Origin of the sequence: uncultured Gemella sp. (assembly GCF_963515875.1) — a bacterium.
Taxonomy (GTDB): domain Bacteria; phylum Bacillota; class Bacilli; order Staphylococcales; family Gemellaceae; genus Gemella.
In genome coordinates, this window is sequence record NZ_CAUPZX010000030.1 from 1 (window position 1) to 20,961 (window position 20,961).

The 20,961-nt window shown below is 30.1% G+C and carries 19 protein-coding genes; all 19 read right to left on the reverse strand.

From position 1 onward, the window contains the following. On the reverse strand, positions 1-1,457 hold a 1,457-nt coding region (locus tag RWL85_RS06010; protein ID WP_314086058.1), incomplete at its 3' end, for a YSIRK-type signal peptide-containing protein. 428 nt (positions 1,458-1,885) lie between these two features. Then, positions 1,886-2,158: a 30S ribosomal protein S15 gene (gene rpsO / locus RWL85_RS06015; protein ID WP_314086061.1), complete on the reverse strand. Its 273-nt coding sequence runs from the start codon at positions 2,156-2,158 to the stop codon at positions 1,886-1,888. Between the two features lie 147 nt (positions 2,159-2,305). Next, positions 2,306-3,223, reverse strand: coding sequence for a bifunctional riboflavin kinase/FAD synthetase (locus RWL85_RS06020; protein ID WP_314086064.1), 918 nt, complete (start codon positions 3,221-3,223; stop codon positions 2,306-2,308). 10 nt (positions 3,224-3,233) lie between these two features. Further along, positions 3,234-4,157 carry a tRNA pseudouridine(55) synthase TruB gene (gene truB, locus RWL85_RS06025; RefSeq protein WP_314086067.1) on the reverse strand — a complete coding sequence of 308 codons (924 nt, stop codon included), beginning with the start codon at positions 4,155-4,157 and terminating at the stop codon, positions 3,234-3,236. Further along, positions 4,157-4,606, reverse strand: coding sequence for a Fur family transcriptional regulator (locus RWL85_RS06030; RefSeq protein ID WP_314086069.1), 450 nt, complete (start codon positions 4,604-4,606; stop codon positions 4,157-4,159). The genes truB and RWL85_RS06030 overlap by 1 nt, the downstream gene beginning before the upstream one ends. Positions 4,607-4,625: 19 nt before the next feature. Continuing rightward, positions 4,626-5,501: a deoxyribonuclease IV gene (locus tag RWL85_RS06035; RefSeq protein WP_314086072.1), complete on the reverse strand. Its 876-nt coding sequence runs from the start codon at positions 5,499-5,501 to the stop codon at positions 4,626-4,628. After that, positions 5,501-6,832 carry a DEAD/DEAH box helicase gene (locus RWL85_RS06040; protein WP_314086074.1) on the reverse strand — a complete coding sequence of 444 codons (1,332 nt, stop codon included), beginning with the start codon at positions 6,830-6,832 and terminating at the stop codon, positions 5,501-5,503. Before RWL85_RS06040 ends, RWL85_RS06035 begins: the two co-directional genes overlap by 1 nt. A gap of 476 nt (positions 6,833-7,308) precedes the next feature. Next, positions 7,309-12,873 carry a ZmpA/ZmpB/ZmpC family metallo-endopeptidase gene (locus tag RWL85_RS06045; protein ID WP_314086076.1) on the reverse strand — a complete coding sequence of 1,855 codons (5,565 nt, stop codon included), beginning with the start codon at positions 12,871-12,873 and terminating at the stop codon, positions 7,309-7,311. 456 nt (positions 12,874-13,329) lie between these two features. Then, positions 13,330-13,968 carry a deoxyribose-phosphate aldolase gene (gene deoC / locus RWL85_RS06050; RefSeq protein WP_314086077.1) on the reverse strand — a complete coding sequence of 213 codons (639 nt, stop codon included), beginning with the start codon at positions 13,966-13,968 and terminating at the stop codon, positions 13,330-13,332. A gap of 8 nt (positions 13,969-13,976) precedes the next feature. Next, positions 13,977-15,281, reverse strand: a complete 1,305-nt coding sequence (locus RWL85_RS06055) for a thymidine phosphorylase (RefSeq protein ID WP_314086078.1) — start codon at positions 15,279-15,281, stop codon at positions 13,977-13,979. A 51-nt stretch (positions 15,282-15,332) separates the two neighbouring features. Beyond that, positions 15,333-15,881, reverse strand: a complete 549-nt coding sequence (locus tag RWL85_RS06060) for a hypothetical protein (RefSeq protein WP_314086081.1) — start codon at positions 15,879-15,881, stop codon at positions 15,333-15,335. Positions 15,882-15,898: 17 nt separating this feature from the next. Beyond that, entirely contained in the window at positions 15,899-16,198 is a 300-nt protein-coding gene (locus tag RWL85_RS06065) for a hypothetical protein (protein ID WP_314086082.1), read from the reverse strand. After that, positions 16,198-16,677 carry a crotonobetainyl-CoA--carnitine CoA-transferase gene (locus RWL85_RS06070; protein WP_314086084.1) on the reverse strand — a complete coding sequence of 160 codons (480 nt, stop codon included), beginning with the start codon at positions 16,675-16,677 and terminating at the stop codon, positions 16,198-16,200. Before RWL85_RS06070 ends, RWL85_RS06065 begins: the two co-directional genes overlap by 1 nt. Before the next feature lie 23 nt (positions 16,678-16,700). After that, positions 16,701-17,690, reverse strand: coding sequence for a flotillin-like protein FloA (floA, locus tag RWL85_RS06075; protein ID WP_314086086.1), 990 nt, complete (start codon positions 17,688-17,690; stop codon positions 16,701-16,703). A 21-nt stretch (positions 17,691-17,711) separates the two neighbouring features. After that, positions 17,712-18,335, reverse strand: a complete 624-nt coding sequence (locus RWL85_RS06080) for an NfeD family protein (protein ID WP_314086088.1) — start codon at positions 18,333-18,335, stop codon at positions 17,712-17,714. A gap of 6 nt (positions 18,336-18,341) precedes the next feature. Next, positions 18,342-19,061 carry an MBL fold metallo-hydrolase gene (locus RWL85_RS06085; RefSeq protein WP_314086090.1) on the reverse strand — a complete coding sequence of 240 codons (720 nt, stop codon included), beginning with the start codon at positions 19,059-19,061 and terminating at the stop codon, positions 18,342-18,344. 494 nt (positions 19,062-19,555) lie between these two features. Further along, a complete protein-coding gene (locus RWL85_RS06090) occupies positions 19,556-19,921 on the reverse strand; it encodes a PBECR2 nuclease fold domain-containing protein (protein WP_314086092.1) in 366 nt (121 codons plus the stop codon). An 86-nt stretch (positions 19,922-20,007) separates the two neighbouring features. Beyond that, positions 20,008-20,217, reverse strand: coding sequence for a hypothetical protein (locus tag RWL85_RS06095; protein WP_314086094.1), 210 nt, complete (start codon positions 20,215-20,217; stop codon positions 20,008-20,010). A 382-nt stretch (positions 20,218-20,599) separates the two neighbouring features. Next, a partial coding sequence (locus RWL85_RS06100; protein ID WP_314086097.1) for an LPXTG cell wall anchor domain-containing protein occupies positions 20,600-20,961 on the reverse strand: 362 nt, incomplete at its 5' end.

The following is a 20,961-nucleotide window of genomic DNA, read 5'->3' on the forward strand; positions in this document are numbered from 1 at the left end:
GTTGAACCTGTCTTCGTTGCGACTACTGTTGAGTTTCCTACTGTAACTTCTACTCTGTCTGCATCTGCACTTGGTGTTACTGTTACTCGTGCGTTTGCTTCGTCACTTGCTACTGCTGGTGCTGCTGGTGTTGCTGTTTTAGGTGCTTTAGGAATTACCACAGCATCACTCATATCCGATGTGGCTTCTCTTGTTGTAAAGGTATTTCCATATGCATCCCTAGGAGGTATTCCACCCTGCGCAATATTTTTAACGGTAATTCGATCATTTTCTCTTAGTGCATTAGTTGGTGTCCATGTCGCTTGTCCATTTGTTGCATTTACTACAGTTTGCTTTTGTCCATTAAGATAAAATTCTACTTTACTTATTGATGTATTCGCAACTGTTGCTGTAACAACTGGTCTTTTCCCTTCTGCATTTACTAAATCAGCAACACTTACAGTTGGTTTTTTAGGTTTTACAGTTATTGGCACATTTAATGTTGCCATTTGAGCATTATTCCTTTTATTATTTAGTACGTGAATATGCAAATCGTAAGTTCCAATCATATCATTCGGAATTTGTCCTACCAATTTTATATTAGTCCCACCATCATACGGTCCAATACCATCTTGCTGTCTTCTTGTATATTCAGTTCTTGGTCCAGTATTTGGGGTTGTAGTAATATATACATCTTTAGTACTAATGACTTTCGTATCGTATTTTACTTTGATAATAACCTTCTTACCATATCCTAATTCTTCGCCAGCAACTAAACTCGATAAATCAGCACCTACTGTTTCATAAGTGAAATTTGTATTATTTGGTGCAGCTCGTAGTCCACTACCTTCAGGTAAAGTAGTTCCATTTACACTATGATTATGTCCTGCGATATTCGTACTGTTCGGTTCAGTATTTTTCGCTTTAATACCTTTTGTTGTTTTACCATTTGTTGTTTTATCTTCTAATGGGTTATTATTTTTTTTCTCTAATTTTAATCGAGTGTTCTTATAGATAAATAATGTTTTCCAAGTGGATTCTACTTCTTTTTGATCTTTTGATATTATAAGTATTTTCTTCGCTTTATCTAGTTCTTCTTTTAATCCTCTTACAGATTCTTCTGTATATACAGCTAAATTTAATTTCTCAATATCTTTTACCAATTTTTCTAACTTTGTTATATCTACAACACCCTTAGTTGTTTCTACTTCCTTTAATAATTTTGTATTACGTTCCGCTGAAGTTATTGCACTTTCCTTATTACTTGATGTTGTTACTAGTCCCTCATTTGTTTCTTCATTTGTATTAGTTGATACGATAGGTTGTTCTCCTGCCATAGCTACCGCTCCAGCTCCAAAAAACACACTACATCCTATAACTACTGATGCTATACCTACTTTAAACTTTTTAATTGAGTAAGTCTCGACTTTTGTCCCTTGCTTTATTTTTTTTACATATTGATTATTTTTTCCTACCAAAATAACTCCTCCTTAAATTTCTTTAGATAACAGTATATAGTAGATATATTTAACTACTCACATTTAACATTACTATCATCCATTTATATACATATACTATTTTTGTTGCAATAACTATATTTAAATCTATAGCATTCATTTGAATAAAAATATTAATTCATCTATATATTTTCATATTATTTTTTTCTAAAATTATTATAAAAATGCTAATATATATATATATATATATTAGCATTTTTATCCGAAATTTTAAAGATAAATTTTAAAAAATGTTTATTTTTTCATTATAGAATTAACAGTGTAAATATCAATATCAAATTAGATATAAAAAAGTATAGCTTTACAAATCATAGTTAATGTTTCGTTACATTTATAAAAAAAGGAAAGCCGAATTCTCTCAAACGGCTTTCCTGTAAGTATTTTAAAAATTATCTTCTTAATCCTAGAGATTTAATTAATTCACGGTATCTTTGGATATCTTTTTTAATTAAGTAATCTAGTAAGTGACGACGACGGAAAACTTTTTTAAGTAATCCACGACGACCTGCGTGATCTTTTTTGTGAGTGTTTAAGTGCTCAGTTAAAGCATCGATTTCTGCAGTTAATACTGCGATTTGTACTTCTGGAGAACCAGTATCTGATTCGTGAGTACGGTATTGAGCGATAATTTCTTGTTTTCTTTCTTGACTAATTGCTGCCATTGCAATTTCCTCCATATAATTTTATTTTTGCGACCTTAATCCTAGTATAGAACCTGGAGGGTTTCTATACCACGAATAAGGAACATAAGTTATTGTACACTATTTTCGACAATAATTCAAGTTATAACTCTAAAATATAGAGATATTTTAAATTTCTTTATTTTCACACGCTTTTTTATCTTTTTTTAGCTGTTCTTTTAAATGTTCAAAACTCTCAAATTTTTGTTCACTTCTTAAAAATTCATAAAAATAGATCTCAATTTTTTCGCCATAAATGTCATCATCAAAATCCAATATATGCGTTTCAATAAATTTTTTATTTTGTTCATTTGAAACAGTTGGGTTATAACCGATATTAGTAATTGATTTATAAATTTTGTCTCTCACCTTTATCTTTGTAATAAATACCCCATTTGTTTCAGGTAACAAATATTTTTCACTAAGTTGAAGATTTGCCGTTGGAAAATTAATAGTTCTACCCAATTGTCGACCCTTTACAACTAAACCATCGATAGAATAGTATCTTCCTGCATATTGTTTATACTTTATAAAATCTCCACTTTTTACATATTCTTTTAACAATGTTGTCGATATCTTCTGTCCATCTATAAGCTGTTCTTTTTGAATGTTTACATCTATTCCTTTATCTTTAATTAATTCTGGTGTACCTAATCCTCTATTTCCGAATCTATAATCAAACCCACAAAATACTTTTTCTACATTAAGTTTTTTTAAAATTAACTCAATAAATTCTTCAGCCGATAGATTTTGTAAATGTTCATTAAATTCTAAATAATAAACCTCGTCTACACCTAATTCTTTTAAAAGCTCATTTTTTTTGTTTATCGGTGTAAGAGATTCCTCACTAGTTTTACCAAAATATTCTTTTGGACTTTTATCTAAAGTTATAACTATTGATTTGAATTTTTCTCCAGCTTCCTCTATAGCTTCACCTATTATATTTTGATGAGCTTTATGTATTCCATCAAAGAACCCTAAAGCTGCTACTCTTTTATTTTCATCTCTTTTTATTTCATCAAATTTCGAAATATTAAATATTTCCATCTTCATCTACCTACTCTATTATTTTTGGAAATGTTGTTTTCACAGATAATAACTCATCTTCTTTGTCTTTAAGATGATAAATTGCTATCGCCTCATTCTCATATGTAAAAACTATTCCATTCGTAAAATCATAATCCGGGAATTGATTTTTTCTAAATCTTAATCCATTCATTACCTGTTGCGCTCTATACTTTGGTATCTCTACAAATTGATACTCTTCTAAAGCATATTCTTTTCTTAAAAGACTTTGCTCTAAATTTCCTTCTTGGACTTTTTGTTCCACCTCAGAAAGTTTTAAGCAATTTTCTAAAGTTATTTCACCGCTTCTAGTTCTTGTTAATTTACTCATCGTACTAGGTAAATTAAGTTTTTCTCCAATACTAGTTGCAATTGTTCTAACATATGTTCCTTTACCACAATCTATATCTATAGAAAAATAAAACTTATCGTCTTTATAATATTCACTATTTTCTATAAAAGTAATATCATATATATTTACTTTTCTCGTTGGAATTTCTACATCAAATTGTCCTTTTCTAGCATATTCATAAAGTTTTCTTCCATTTACTTTAATAGCTGAATAAATCGGTGGAGTCTGTTCTATTTCTCCAGTCATAGACTGTAAAATATTTTTAATTTCTTCTACATTAATATTACTTACTTTACATTCCTCTACAATTTCTCCAGTAAAATCCTCAGTTGTTGTTTTCATACCCAGGCATACTTCAGCTCTATAACTTTTTCCTAAATCCATAGCATAATCACTAACTTTAGTAGCACCACCAAGTAGTAACAACAATACTCCATCCACCTCTGGATCTAATGTACCTGAATGCCCTATTTTTTTCATTTGAAGAATTTTCCTAGATTTGAACACAACATCATGGCTTGTTACTCCACGTTCTTTATAAATTGGTAAAATACCCTCAAACATTATTTATTATCCTCTTTTTTTAAGCAATCCGGACATAAACCATATACTTCAAATTTATGTCCATCAATTCTATAACCTTTCAACTCATCAATCTCTAGATTATCACAAACATGTACATGGATAATCTTAGCCTTACCACACCCTAAACAAATATGGTGATGATGGTGATGATCAGGCTCTAAACAACCTATTTTAAAATATTTTTCACCTTTAATTTCTGTTGTTTCTAATATTCCTAATTCTTCATATGTACTTAGATTTCTATATATTGTATCAAAACTCAATCCAGGATACATCTTACCAACTGTTTCAGATACATACTTTGCATTGATATATCTATCTTCTTTTACTAATAGTTCAACCATAGCTTTTCGTTTATCTGTATATTTATATCCTTTTTCTTTCAAAAGTTTCATTATTTTATCAACTTTTCCCTCTGATGTAATCATAAGTAACCTCCTGTACTTTCTATTTTTTAAAGTCCACAAATGCCTTATTTCTTAACATTGCTATTTCATCTTTATAAGGTGCAATATCTTTCTTTTCACCATACCAAGGCGTCTCTAAAATTTTAGGAATATTAGCAAATTCCTCTAGGTATATAATTCTATTTATTGCATCAAATCCAATTCCACCATATCCAATATTTTCATGGCGATCTTTATGTGCACCTAATGTATTTTTACTATCATTAATATGTAAAACTTGAATTCTATCAAGACCTACTATTTTATCAAATTCTGTAAGTACTCCATCTAAATCATTAACGATATCATATCCGCCTTCAAATACATGACAAGTATCAAAAGTTACTGTCAGTTTTTCATTTAGAGTAACTCCATCAATAATTTGAGCAATTTCATCAAATGTTCTACCACATTCACTACCTTTTCCTGCCATAACTTCCAGAGCAATATTAGGTTTCATATCCTTTGTTAAAACTTCGTTTAATCCTTTAATAATACTTGCTATACCTACATCAGCCCCTGCTTTAACATGTGAACCTGGATGAAGAACAATATTCTTAGCACCAATTTTCTCTGTTCTTTCTATCTCTAATCTTAAGAAGTCAACAGCAAGTTGATAGATTTCTGGTTTTATAGTATTTGCTAAGTTAATAATATAAGGTGCATGTACTACAATATCACTTATATTTTTTTCTTTCATTAATTTATGAGCTTCTTCTATACGTAATTCCTCAATAGGTTTTCTTTTAGTATTTTGAGGAGCTCCAGTATAAATCATAAAAGTATCACTATCATAACTAGCCGCTTCTTTTACAGAACCAAGCATCATCTCTTTTCCTGACATTGATACATGCGATCCTATTTTTAAGTTCTTCATTATTTACCTCTATTTGCTCTATTAGTACGCTTAGCAAATTTTCTTCTTTCTTTTTGTTTAAGTTTATCCATTTTATATTTATATTTTTTCTTATATCCTGGCTTAACTTTCTTAGATACTTTAACTTTTGATTTTAATTTTTCCGTTAAATTATGATCAGCTACGACTTTCTTTCTACTTTGACGTTTGTTTCTATCTTTAGCTTCAACAAATTCACCATTTCTAATATCTTGGTGATTAAATTCAATGCCACGTTTTTCTAAATCTTGTAGCTTTTCTTCATCTTTGTTGTTATAAATTGTAATACAGTCTCCACTTAATCCAGCACGACCAGTACGACCCGCTCTGTGAATAAAGAAATCTAAATCATTCGGAATATTGAAGTTAATTACATGACTTACACCTTCAATATCAATTCCTCGACTCATTAAATCACTAGCTACAACATAAGTAAAATCTAGATTATTAATTCTTCTTTGCATTTGCTTACGTTCACGCGGTGTTAAATCTCCGTGAAGTACACCTACATTTAATCCTTTAGAAATTAAATAGCTACTAACTTCCTCTACCTCAGTTTTCTTATTAGCGAAGATAAGTGCTAAATATGGATTAATAACTGTAGTGATTTCATGTAATTTTTCTAAACGCGATGAACTCTTCTCCGGTATTAAAATATATTCAATTTTACCGAATTTTGCATTGTCAACTTCGATATATTGTGCATTTTTCAGATATTTTTTTAAGAAGTGATTCATTTGTGTAGGAATTGTTGCTGAGAATACTAAAAATTGACAATTTTCGGCTGCTCTTTTAGAAATTTTATCAACATCTTCCATGAATCCTAAATCTATCATCATATCACATTCATCGATTACAAGACTCTCTACTTCTTTAATAGCTAAGGCACTTGATTTATCTAATTCTAATACACGTGTTGGTGTACCTATGATAATATGCGGAGCATTTGATACTCTTTCAATATCTCTATTTAAATCTTGTCCACCTATACATAATGTAATTTTAATATCTTCTTCGCTGAAACTAGCTATATGTAATGCCATATCATATAATTGTCTAGATAGTTCCCTTGTTGGTGCTAAAATTATACTTTGTGTTTTTTTCTTAGTTACATCTAATTTACTAAAAATTGGTAGCAAGAAAGAATGACTTTTCCCACTTCCCGTTTGTGATTTTGCTACTATATTTTTTCCTTTTAATACTGGTGAGAACACTCTCTCTTGAATTTTTGTTGGATTATCAAATCCTAAATCTATTACTGCCTTATTTACAAATTCATTAAATTTATATTGTTCAAATGACTTTGGTAACATTAAAAATCTCCTCTATAATTTTTTATATTATTATTCTATAGACTCTTTCTATATAGTCCACAATCTCCTGCGTGAGCATATCTAAAACAATAATTCTTGCTACACGCCATAATAAACCATCTTTTATTATACTATAAATAGGTAGAATTATCTATAAAAAACACCGTTCACCTACTTATTATTAGTTTTCAAGGTAACTTTCTCTTTAATTACTTACTAAAATTTACTTTTAAAATTTATCTATTTATTTTACTTTTATTAAAAACTAATAATAAAAACAAAAAAAGTGACTAGACAAAATCGAGTTCGTCTAGTCACCTCCCGCAATAATTTATTAGATATTTAAAGAACTTCTATAAAGCAAATTATAAATAAACCTCTGCATCTATAAGTTCTCTTATGAACTTTGTTAAGGTACCATTCCTTTCAATAGAGTTCTTATAAGATTAAATTAATCTATGAATAAACTCATTTCCTTATTTAAAAATATTTTCTGTAAATCCATCTGTGACTTTAAGAAGTTGTTTAAACACCTTAGTTTTAAGTGAAACTGTATTTCCATAATATTCTTTACCAGTCTTAGTCATTTGATCTAAATCTTTTTGAACTGCATCGTTAAACATTTGTTGTAATTGATCATAAGAGGTCACATGTACATTATCAATATCTATCTCAGCAAAGCCATGTTTTGCTTTCTCTAAAACTTCTCCATACCAATGTTTTTTCCATGCTTCAAGAGTTTCAAAAGCTCCTTTAGATACTTTTTTGATAATATACTTATCACTTAAAGTTGGTAATTTTTCTTTAGTAGCTGCATCTTTGTATTTATTTGAAACATAACTAGTAAATCCATCTTCATAACCATAGTACCCCCACATACGGAATGCATTATGTTTGAATGATAATGAACCAGGTGCTCCATCGCTTGAATTACCTCCATAGATACCTGCCATCATATTTACATTTACATAAGCAGAATTTGGCATCAAGTCTTCAGGTCGATAACGCCCATTTCCAACACCATGCTTAGTCGCAAAGTTATTGTCTACCAAATCATTAATAGAAGTTAATTGTTTAGTTTTTTCTTCATCTCTCAAATCTCGTACTTTATCCCATTGATTTGGTTCAGTCAGTTTATTATATTCATCTTTATAACGATATTCTTTATCTATTTTTCTAAACCATTTACTATTATCAGTTAGTCGTTTACTAATAACTGCATCAGCTTCTAATTGATCTAGCATCATCATAGCTTCATTATAACGTTTCATGTAGTCATCTATTTCTTGTCTGTTTTTTAATTTATTAGGATCATAATTATACCATTGATCTCCATTGTTTGGTCGAACATATGCCATATTTAACCCTAGAGCTCCGTATTCTCCATTTGTCGTAGAACTATCAGGTGTTTGTAACATACCTTGTGCATACGCCTCAAGATCCGTACCTTCACGATGCCAATTTCCTCCATAATATACCAAGCGGTCATTTACATGGGTTGTTTCATGAGTAAATGCCGAAATACCGAATTGACTAATCATATCTGTCACCATAAAGAACACTGCATCGTCATTGTTTGGAGAACCATAGATTCTAGCCATAGCACCCATGTTTCCATTTGTATTGTGATAACGCCATGTCGGTCCATATAACTCACGTACAGGAGCTACTACATCTCTACCATTATTCGCAAATCCATAACGGTTAGAGCCACCATTATAATTTTGGTTATCCCAAACTGCAGTTGGTACCATATTATCGCTCTTCAATAGTCTATTTCTTACTCCTGGCAATGCTAAACGAGACCAGAAGTCTAAGTATCGTTGCTGCGCATTTGCAACTTCATCAATTTTTGCTTTAAATTGATTTCGTTCTTCTTCTGTATATTTTCCATATTTTTCAAAAGAACTGTACGCTAAAGTATTATATGTCGAAATCAAGAATATATGAGCATTTTTCAAATTCAATAATGGTAAAATCATACGCCCGTGTATACCATTATTTAATCCATCATAAACTCTATGTTTTTTATTTACAAAATCTTGAGTTGTGGTAGTAGGTTCAGATATATAAACATTATTTTCTGTTGCATGTTTAAACCAATCATTTAAATCTGTATCCGCTGTGAATAATTTCATATTATAATTTAAAAATTCATGTAAATTACCTTTTCCAGTACCACCAGCTATAACTTCACGATAGGCGTCATTTGTACGATCACCTTTTATATAACTTTCCTTAGAACCAATTTTGATAAGTCTATCAAGTACATCAACATTTTTTCCATAAAAATCAGGTTTGAAAGTTATCATATCTTTTATATTCATACCATTATATTTAATTCCGTAATATCTATTTAGATATGTTAATCCAAGCATAATATTAGTTTTATTTAATTCTACTTTTTTAATTAATGCTCTTTTTGCAGATTCGTCATCATTTAATTGATGTTCTTCATTTTCTACAAGTTTTTTAACAAACTTATCAATATTATCCCTAACTTCCTTGAAGCTTTCTTCTAAGAATAAATCCCGAATATATCCATTTTGACGTGCTTCACTATTGGCTGTAGGATCATTTCTAGTATCTCTCTTTTCAAGTATATTACGAACAGCTTGAGACTGTAACTCAACAGATAGTAATAATTCTTTAACTTTAGCTTCTAAAGTATCTCTATTTTTTATAACTATATTCGGCGTATATACTATATCTCCTAAGTTTTCTATACTATATTCTTTCACTTGAGCTACTTGAGAATCTTTTGCAGAAATATTAAACAATTCTTTTGTTCCATCAGCATAGTGAATCATGATTTTATTAGCATTTTCTGAATCTGTTACAAATTCTGTATCCTTCATAGCTGTTACCGATAAAACTCTCTTAGTTACAAGATTAGAATTTTCATCTAATTTATTACCTTGATTTACTATCCAATCTTTATTATAGAATGGTTGTAGTTTTTCAATATTACGATATGCCTGATCACGCTTAGCTTGGTAATCTTGAATATTTTTATATTCATTTTCATAAGAAACTTTGTTGTTAAGCTTATCTACAGTTGGTTGTGTACTAACTAATTTATCAGCAGTAATCATCATCGCTTGAATTTTCGTATCTGCTTCTTCTTTAGTAATATCTTTGATTCTATGAGAGTTTCTATGATTTTTTCCACCTTTACTAATACCTGTTACAGTGAAATTCTTATTAACAACCCAGTTCGTAACATTTTCATCGTCCATATCATTTGATCCAAAGAACACGTCACCTTTCTTAACATCCATCATTGTAACAGTATTTTCAATAACACCCCAAGGCCAGTTTTTACCTATAAGACCTCCATTTTCTCCACTATTTGGAACATCAATAATACCTTTTGCTACAGAATTTCTTATATATCCCCATCTACCTATACCATCAGAATTTAAACCATGGCTTATGTTACCTGCTATTCCTCCTGTTCGTGATCTATCACCCGTAATTTCAGCATCAACATAGGCTTTTTCAATATTACCACGCCAAACATCACCTGCTATTCCCGCAAGGTTCCAACCTTTATTACCAGTAGCATGCACTTTACCAATGTATGCAATATTAGTCATTTTACCTTCATCTAGCTTATTAACAATACCAGCTACTTCGTTTGCCCCAATGACACTACCCACAACTTTAATATTTTCAATAGTACCCCCTTTTACTGTCTGAGCAAGTGTAGCAACATTATTTTCCCCTGGTAGATTAATATTTACATTCTCTAAGTTTATATTCTTAATAGTTGCATTTTCTAATTTACTAAATAAAGGATGCACTAAATTATGAATAGAATAATGTTTATCATCAACACTTGTTAATGTTCCAGTAAATTTCTGAGTAACATAAGATTTTCCAAGTGGTTTTATACTAACCGCACTTAAATCAGCCCCAAGTTTGAATGTTCCCGAAGGAGTTTTTTGCATAGCTTCTATTAAATCTTTAAAATCATAGTACACATCACCAATATGTGGTTTTGGTTTCGCAATATAATAAGAATAAGTATCTTCTATTTTATTTTCACTCGTTCTTTGTACTAAATCTTGAGCTTTTGCACTAACTTTATAAAACCAATCTTCTCCAACTTTTACTTCTTCTATTTTATCAATAGCAAGCTTGGTTGTCTTATTATCACGAGAAGTCACTTTCAAATAATATTCTTTTATATTTTCTGGAATAGCGTTTAATAAACTACTATCAGATTCCTCACCTTGTTCGTTAACATGTATCAAGCTTGTTTCTTTAATATTTTTAACTTCAACTTTTTTTAGATCAAGCCTTAGTGGTCTCTCTTCTAATACTGAAGTCTCATCTGCTTTTCCTCGATTATAAATCATAGTTGTTCTAACAACATAGTCTTTATACAATTTAAGATTATCAGCAATATCTTTTAATTTAGATGTAGTTAAATCTAGTCGTTTAACTACATTTTCACCATCACGGACTTCCGCCATAATAGATTTAATATCAACTGAATCCTCATTTTCTAAAGTATATGTCAAGTCAGCAGAACGATCAAGAGTATGTTCTTCAATCTTAGCTAATGTTAATACAGGTGGTTTTTTCTCTTTTGGAATATCTTTTACTGGATTCTCTGGCTGTACCAACGATTCGCCTTTCTCACTCACCACTCCTTCTGGTTTCTCCGGTTGCACTAACGATTCGCCTTTCTCACTCACCACTCCTTCTGGTTTCTCTGGTTGTACTAACGATTCGCCTTTCTCACTTACCACTCCTTCTGGTTTCTCCGGCTGCACTAACGATTCACCTTTCTCACTTACCACTCCTTCTGGTTTCTCCGGTTGCACTAACGCTTCACCTTTCTCACTTGCCACGCCTTCTGGTTTCTCTGGTTGTACTGTCGCTTCACCTTTCTCGCTTACAACTCCTTCTGGATTCTTTGGCTGTACTAACGCTTCGCCTTTCTCGCTCACCACTCCTTCTGGTTTCTCTGGCTGTACTAACGATTCGCCTTTTTTAGAAACACCAGTTCCGACAGCTATAACTTTATTGACAGCATTCTTAGTAATAGAAGATTTAATGATTTTACTAATTTCTTTCCCATCAACTATAGTTACTTCGCTAAATACTACTATCTCCCCATTAACACCTTCATTAATAACTTTAGTAACCCCTTTAGGTAATGTATTATCATATCTTATAATCGTTTCATAAGGTATAACTTCAGCAGTTGATCTTAGTTCTGGTTTATTTACAGATAAGTTACGTACGCCTTCTTCAGGTGTTGTTTTATATTCAATCTTTGGTTTTGAAAGTTCTGTACCTTGTTTGCTAGATTCAATTTTAGGTATCTTGATTTCCTCAACTTTTTCTGCTTTTGTTAGTAATTTATCCTGCTTATTTGACGATTCTTTCGTTTCATTTGGAAGAATCTTTTCTGTAACTCGAGAGTGTTCTTCTAAATCATTTTGCGTGAAAAATCCTATATATCTATATCCTGCTATTTGAATTACACCTTTGGCAAGTTCAGAAGAATTACTTATAGTTGCTTTTGTATTATATTGAACTAAGTCTTTATTTTCTAAAGCAAAAGAATGATAAGGTACTATAGCACTTTGTCCTAGACTCCCAATCAAAATAACACTAAGTACTTTGTTTCTATATTTTTTCGATATTAGAAATACCACTAGAACAGCTGTTCCTAGAGCTAATCCAGCTAATGGAAGTGAACTTTTTCCAGTATTAGGTAATGATTTCACCTCTGGTGTAACATCATTAGAGAGTGGATTTACTTTTTTATAAACCATATAGTATGTTTCGTTGTTTTTTACATCACTTGGTACAGTATTTTTAATTAAACTTTTTTCCGATTCTGTAAGTTCATTTTCAGTTAAATATGTATAATTAACATTTATACCCTTATCACTTGCATGAACATTAGTTGGAGCATAACTACCGAAGAAAAGAGCTCCAATGACAACAGGTGCTGCACCAAATGATAATTTTCTAATCGAAAACTTTAAAATTTTATTATTTTTATTTTGTGCTCGCATAAAATTTTTCTCCTAAATACATATTATTACAATTTTATTCTATCAAAATAATATAGCTATTACAATTCTACAAACAAGCCAAACTGAAGCTATAAGTAATGATTTTTTTATTTACATATAGTAAAAATAATACTCTATTTTACCTTATTAATACATAAATACAATACTAGCACTTTTAGAAAACACAAAAATATACATATACTAAACAATTAGTACAAAAAACAAAAAGGAACGTTCACAAAAATAGTGATTTAAAAATCATTACTTTCGCATCGCTCCTTATAATATTCATTAGATATAATACTCTAAGATTGTTTAGAATTATTTTATTATGTTAATCTGAGCTTTTTCATCTTCTTAACAGTTTAAATTAATTCTTTTTATCTTATCTCTAGAAATTTCTTAATTACAATAAGTAAAATAACATTTTAACATTTAGACATTTACTAAATTATATTATTTTACTATCTCTATTCCAGAGCTTGTTCCTAATCTTTCTGCTCCTAAATCAACATATTTTTGAGCAGTCTCTTTATCTCTAACTCCACCACTTGCTTTAACCTTAGCATTATTACCTACAACAGATTTCATCAATTTTATATCTTCATATGTTGCTCCACCTGTTCCGAAACCAGTTGAAGTCTTCACAAAATCTGCTTTAGCTGCTAATGATAATTCACATGCTTTAACTTTCTCTTCATCAGTTAAATAGCAAGTTTCGATAATTACTTTTAATACATTATCTCCTATAGCCTCTTTGATTTGACGGATTTCATTTTCAACAAATTTAAATTCTCCATCTTTTAATTTAGCAATGTTGATAACCATATCAATTTCACTTGCACCATTTTCTACAGCTTCTTTTGCTTCGAATACTTTTGCTGCAGTAGTCATTGCACCTAATGGGAATCCTACAACGGCCGCAACCTTCACATCTGTTCCTTGTAAAAGATGTTTCGCATCTGCGACATAACATCCATTAACACAAACACTATAAAATTCATGCTCTATTGCTTCCTCACAAAGTTTTTGCACATCAGTACTACTTGCTGTCGCTTTCAAAATTGTATGATCGATATATTTATTTAATCCCATTTTTACCTCTATTCTATAACTTCTAATATATTTTTTATATTTTCTATTTTTTTATTTCCAATAACATAGGCATCTAATACCATATCTTTACTAGATTGAACATTTTTTTCATCGTTAAAGTAGATTTCAGCAATAACATCACCTTCTTCTACCTTATCTCCAACTTTTTTCTTAAGTTTAATTCCTACAGCATGATCAACTTCATCTTCTTTTGTTGCACGACCTGCTCCAATAATCATCGCAGCTTTTCCAATTTCTTCTGCCTTGATTTTCGTCACATAACCTTCTTCTCCCGAAAATACTTCTAGTACCGCTTTTGGTGTTGGTAGTAATTCATAATTATTAACTACTTCTCCGTCTCCACCACTTAATTCAATAAACTGTCTTAATAACTCTAGAGCGCGTCCATTAGCAATTACTTCATCTATTTTTTTTGCTGCTTCTTCAAATGTCTTAACTTCACCTTTGTGTTTTAATGCTAGATAGACAATTTCATAAACAACTTCTTTTAGGTCACTAGACCAGTTGCCTTTTAAAGCCTCTATTCCTTCGATAATTTCATTAGCATTCCCAATATTATATCCTAACGGTTCTTCCATATTAGTTAGAACAGCTATAGTTTTTCTGCCTACACTATTTCCGATTTCAACCATTCTACGAGATAACTCTCTAGCATCTTCTATAGTTTTCATAAAAGCACCGTCACCGACTTTAACATCTAAAATAATTAAATCAGATTGAATCGCCAGTTTCTTACTCATGATACTGCTTGCTATTAGCGGAATACTGTCTACTGTAGCTGTGACATCACGTAATGCATAGATTTTTTTATCTAATGGTACAATGTTATCACTATAACCCATTAATCCTACTCCAGTTTTACTAGCTACTTCTACTAGCTCTTCTTTAGTTGTACTAAATTTAAAATTCCTAATAGCTTCGAATTTATCAATCGTTCCTCCAGTATGACCTAAACCTTTACCAGATAACTTTGTTGCAGCCATGCCTACAGCTGATAAGATTGGTCCTAAAACTACCGTAACCTTATCTCCTACACCACCTGTAGAATGTTTATCAACAAGATAGTGATTTAAATCATCAAAATAAATAGTATCCCCAGAATCTCTCATAGTTAATGTGAAATTAGTAAGTTCGTCTTTTGTCATATTATTAAAATAAACAGACATTAAAAATGAACTCATCTGATAATCTGGTACTATCCCTTTAAGATAACCTTCCAATAAAAATTCAATTTCATCTTTTGTAAGTTCTTTATTCTTTTTCTTCTTATCTATAATATCAACAACTCTCATTGTTTCTTCTCCTTAAATTTACTAATTTAAAAGATAGAAATTAAATTCTATCTAAAAGTCTTTACAATAAAAATTAGTCATTCTGTATTTTTCATTTTCTATATAAATATTATTAGATACTTCTAATATCTGCAAACCCTTCTTATCTTTTAATATTTTATATATCTCTTCTTGACTCTTTTTGCTATATACTATTTTATCACGAATCATGTACATTTTGTAGCCTAATAATATTAATGTATAATTTTTATATTTAAAAAGTATTAAAAACAACACGTAATATATAATCAATAATATTATTATTTTAAATATAAAATGAATTTTATCATTAATAATTAAAAAGGTGACTATTATCATAAGGACTAAATAGTACTGATCAATACCACGCTGTCTAGAAATCTCCTTTTTTCCACAAACAAATATATTTGTAGGTTTGCTAGTATTATGGAGTAGCAATGTAAATATAGATATTATTATAAGAATAGTAGTTAAAATTATATCTACAACATCCTCTCTTACAAATGTGTATATAAATAACACAAAATAAAGAGGCATAAATGAATAAATACAATAACTAATATAGTTAAATGGCTTTTTCATATTACACCTCCTATTTATTATCTTTTACTTTTTGGTTTTGACAATATCTCTGAAAAAATTATATCATTAAGAATTCTTTCTTTATCAAAAGTTAAAGAATTTGAAACTATTTCTTTTTCTCTATCAACTATAACTCTAGGCTTTCTTTCTAAAGGTTCTTCATTAAATCTAGGATTATTGCTACTTACCTTGTTAGTAGAAAGTTTCACCTTTTTTTTCTTTTTAGGGATTTCTTCATTTTTTACTTTAGCTTGTTTAAGCTTATCAAAAACTAATGAGAGAATAAACATTATCAAAATGAATACTAATGAATTCATTATCGTCCCCTCCTAGTATTTCTATTAAGATACTCGTTAGCTAATATCCCACGAACAAGATTCTCTTTAGAAAATTCTAGTTTTTTTGTATCCTCTTGTTTAATTGATGTTTGCTGAAAGTTTCTTTGTATATCAAATCTATTTTTTCCTCTATTATAATTTTCATTATAATACTGTTGGTATTTATTTATAGTAGAACTATCAACCTGTTGTTCATATATATCTTCTTTATAAACCTGTTGATTCTCTAATGTTTTCTCTTTGATTTCAGAATCATTTAAGCCATTTTTTGCTGCCTCTTTGATTCTTTTCATTTCTTCAACAGCCTTTAACGCCTGCTCTCGAGCATTGTCTAATTCCATCTGTTTTGAATTATCTAAATTTTTTCTGTATCGTTTACTATCAGAAGCAAAAACAATTACGAAAATAGCAAAAATTATGATAAATATTATCGGTGCTGCGAAAATTAAAAATGACATTTCACATCCTCCTTTTTATCTAATTATTTACCTGCTCCTGTTTCAGGTTGTGACATACGTTTAATCGAATCTCTCATACCTGTATCAGCTTCGATATTTTTATAATTCATATAATCCATAATACCTAAATTACCTTCTTGGAAAGCTTTCGCCATAGCAAGTGGTAACTCAGCTTCAGCTTCTACAACTTTAGCACGCATTTCTTGAATTCTAGCTTTCATCTCTTGCTCAGCTGCAACCGCCATTGCACGACGTTGTTCAGCTTTAGCTTGTGCTATATTCTTATCAGCAATTGCTTGTTCAGTTTGTAAGTTCGCACCGATATTTTGACCGATGTCCACATCTAGAATATCGATTGATAAGATTTCAAATGCAGTCCCAGCATCTAATCCTTTATCTAATATTGTTTTAGAAATTCTATCTGGATTTTCTAAAACTACTGTATGTGATTCAGAAGAACCAATTGTAGAAACGATACCTTCACCTACACGGGCAATAACAGTTTCTTCTCCAGCTCCCCCTACAAGTCGCTCAATATTTGCACGAACTGTAATTCTTGCTTTCGCTTTAACCTCAATACCATTAATCGCAACACCTGCAATATATGGTGTTTCAATAACTTTCGGGTTAACACTCATTTGAACTGCTTGAAGAACATCACGTCCTGCTAAATCGATAGCTGCACAACGTTCAAATGTTAAACTTACTATATTAGCTCTGTGAGCTGCGATAAGAGCATTAATTACTCTATCTACATTTCCTCCTGCTAAATAGTGACTTTCTAGTTGATTAATAGTAACTGCTAATCCTGCTTTGTGCGCCTTAATCATTGGATTAATTACTCTACTCGGAATAACACGTCTCAATCTCATACCAACAAGCGTGAAAATACTCACCTTTACACCTGCTGCAATCGCACTAATCCAAAGACCAAGTGGAAAGAAAGTAAAGAAGATTGATAGCACAATCAGCACTACTACTACAATTATACCTGTAAATACTAACTCTGGCATAATACTACCTCCTTATTTTATTTATATTTTCTTAACTACAATACGCATTCCTTCAACACGTATAACTTCTATTTTATTACCTTTTTCTATAAAATCCCCATCAGTAACTACATCTAACTTCTCATTTTCAAGTATAGCTACACCTGCAGGACGTAAATCCGTATATGCTATTAATTTTTTACCTAATAATTCCAATCTACTTTCACTAGCTACATAGCCGTCTTTTGTAGAGATAGAATCATTCAAGACAAGTCTATCTAAAAACATAAGTTTTTTATGAAAAACATTTCGATTTACATAATATAAAATCACTGCAAGGATTAAAGAAATTACCAATATAAAAGCAATATAATATGTTGATTTATTCACATAAATTATTGCATACACTAAGGTAATGACTCCAACAGTTCCTATTATTCCACCAGGAATAAACATTTCAAGCCCAATTAGAGCTATTCCTCCAATAAAGATTAGAAGAATAAAAATACTTAATCCTGTCGAATAAGAATGAAAGGCAATATATGTCGCTAAACTAAGCAAAGACAGTACTCCAAAAAAATTGAATTTTTTCGAAAACAACTGCTGACAAAAAGCTAGTGACATCGTAATTAAAAGAACCCAATCGAGAGACATCATTAAATTCATATAAAATCACCTCATTTTTGCATATTCTTTTTCTAGATATTCTAACAATTCTTCTCTTGTAAAGATATTCCCATGTCCAGGAACAGCATGTTCAAAATCAAGTTCTGTTATCTTATCTATATAATCGCGAAGTTTCTCTTTATTGTATGCCATAGGTTTCGTATAGTAATTTTTAGCATGACTATCACCTAAAAATAGCACTTTTTCTTCTGGAATATAAATTAAAAATGCATCGTTAGAATGAGAATTATCATTATATAAACAATTTAATTTAATCTTCCCTAGATTTAAATTGAAATCCGCCATCTTTGGCATATCTGGAATTCTAATTTTTATTTCATGATTTTCATAAACTCTTCTTATAACATCCGCACTATATTTTATTTCAGTTCCATCTTTTACTCTTTGATATAAACTTTCCTTATCCCATTCTAACTGAGATAATTCAATTAAAGAATCTCTAGCTCTATCAGTCGCTATTACTGGAATATCCAAATAAGCAGCCCCAAAACTATGATCCCAGTGATGATGGGTTAATATCACATAACTTGGCATAGGAAGATCATTCTCTTTTAACTCATTCAAAAAATTTTCCACTTGAGCAGGTCCATTTCCTGAATCTAACATTACAGAAAAATATTCTCCTTTTACATAACCAAGAGTTGGTTCTAAATACATATATCGTTGTTTTGTATAATAAAATCTATCTGAAAATTTAATTAGCATCCTTATTTCTTCCTTTTGATTATAGTTACATTATAGCATACATCTTTTAAATTTGAAATATAACGAACTATAATAGAAGTATAAAATGTATATTTATCAGTATATCAAAGTATATTAGATGTATTTCAAAATATAACAGAAGTATTCAAGAAAATAATAGAATTTGACAGGTATTTAGATACTTTACCCCTAAATTTCCCCACAAAAAAGGCGCTGTAATAATGATAAAATAAAAATATGCAGTTTATTCTAAATAAAAATATACAAAATAATATAAAAATTCTCCTATATAATTTATACTTCATAATAAAAAAACTAGAAAATCTAATCAACTTAATTTTATATATATAAAAAGAGCCAAGAAAACTTGACTCTTTGTGGATTTTAACGATTATTAATTGGCTGGTCGGTGTATCCAGCATCTCAGGTACCTTTTCAGGTGCGGCAGGAACCCTTTCTGCCCTCAATTAATATCATTTACTATCTACATTTTACTATCTATCTATTTTTTTGTCAACTTTTTTTAGTCGTCCGCTAAATAAACGTGATTGCAATTTATAATCAGTTATCATGTACATACTAGGAATGTAATAGAATTCTTCTGAACTATGTATTTTTAATGCCACTAAAATATTTTCATCAAATACCTTAACATATTCTAAGCACTTCGATTTTTCATTAGGATTAATTCCTACATAATCAGGCTCTTCTAAAATATCTTCTATCTTGTCAAAATACTTTAAAGCGTCAATATGATTCCTTTTAAGTAAATGTTTCTCTAAATTATTTTTTGAATACTTTATAACATTAACATCACTTTGAATTCCTAATAATTCCTTTATCTGTTTTTTTACTTTCATCGTTAAATTCTCCACGTTCTTATTATATCTCTTTACTACAGTGATTCCTTCAATTTGTTTAGTCGTTCATTCATTATCAAACAAACTTACTTGATTAGGATTCTCTTTTGTTTTTCCGAAGATTTACCAAATAATTTTCTCTTGAAAAATTCTAACTGTTCTTTAAGAAGGCAATTTTCATGTTCTAACAGTTCAACAGTTTTGCTAAATTTTATTTTATCTTCTTCGTGTCTATTTAAAAGTTTTTCAAATTTACTTAATACTTCTTCAAGTATTACTGTTTTATTAGAAATCATATAAAATATCTCCTCTTTTGTTCGACTCTATTATACTATAAAAAGATAGTATTTTCAGTAAAAATTTCAACGGTTAATATCTTTTATTTTGGGATAAATGGGAAATGAAAATGATAAAATAAGAATGTACAGTTTTAACATTTTATTTTCTCCATTTCTACTTTATATTTGTATTATAAAGGAATTTATGCTTGGAAGATAGATACCTCGTTATTGGACGCTTACTGTTATTTAACACTTACCTTACAAACAGTCTCATTAGAACTTTCTCAACATATTTCTACATTTCCAAAATTTATCATATAACCAAAAAATTCTAGGTAATATTAAAATACTACCTAGAATTTTTTTTTATTTTTTAAAGTATACTTACTTCAGTTTTCTATTTGTCTTTACGACGTTTAGTTGCTGCTAGTAATCCTCCAAACAGTGCTAATCCTAATCCAGCTAGACCTGTGTTAGTTTCAGTTGTTCCTGTGTTAGCTAAACGTTTTGTTGAGACTTTTTGAACAATTTCTTCTACTTGAGGTATTTTTAGTTCAGTTGATTTTACTGGTTTAATTGGATTTGTTGGTTTTATATTTTGACGATATACGTGGACTGTATTTCCTTTTTCGTCTTTCTTCGTTTCTTTGTAAATGTATTCTGGAATATCTTTCTTATCCTTCGTTCCTTTATCTGAAGGGTTAATTTCTTTTCCTTCTTCATTCACATAACTTGTTACGACTTGACGGTATACATGCG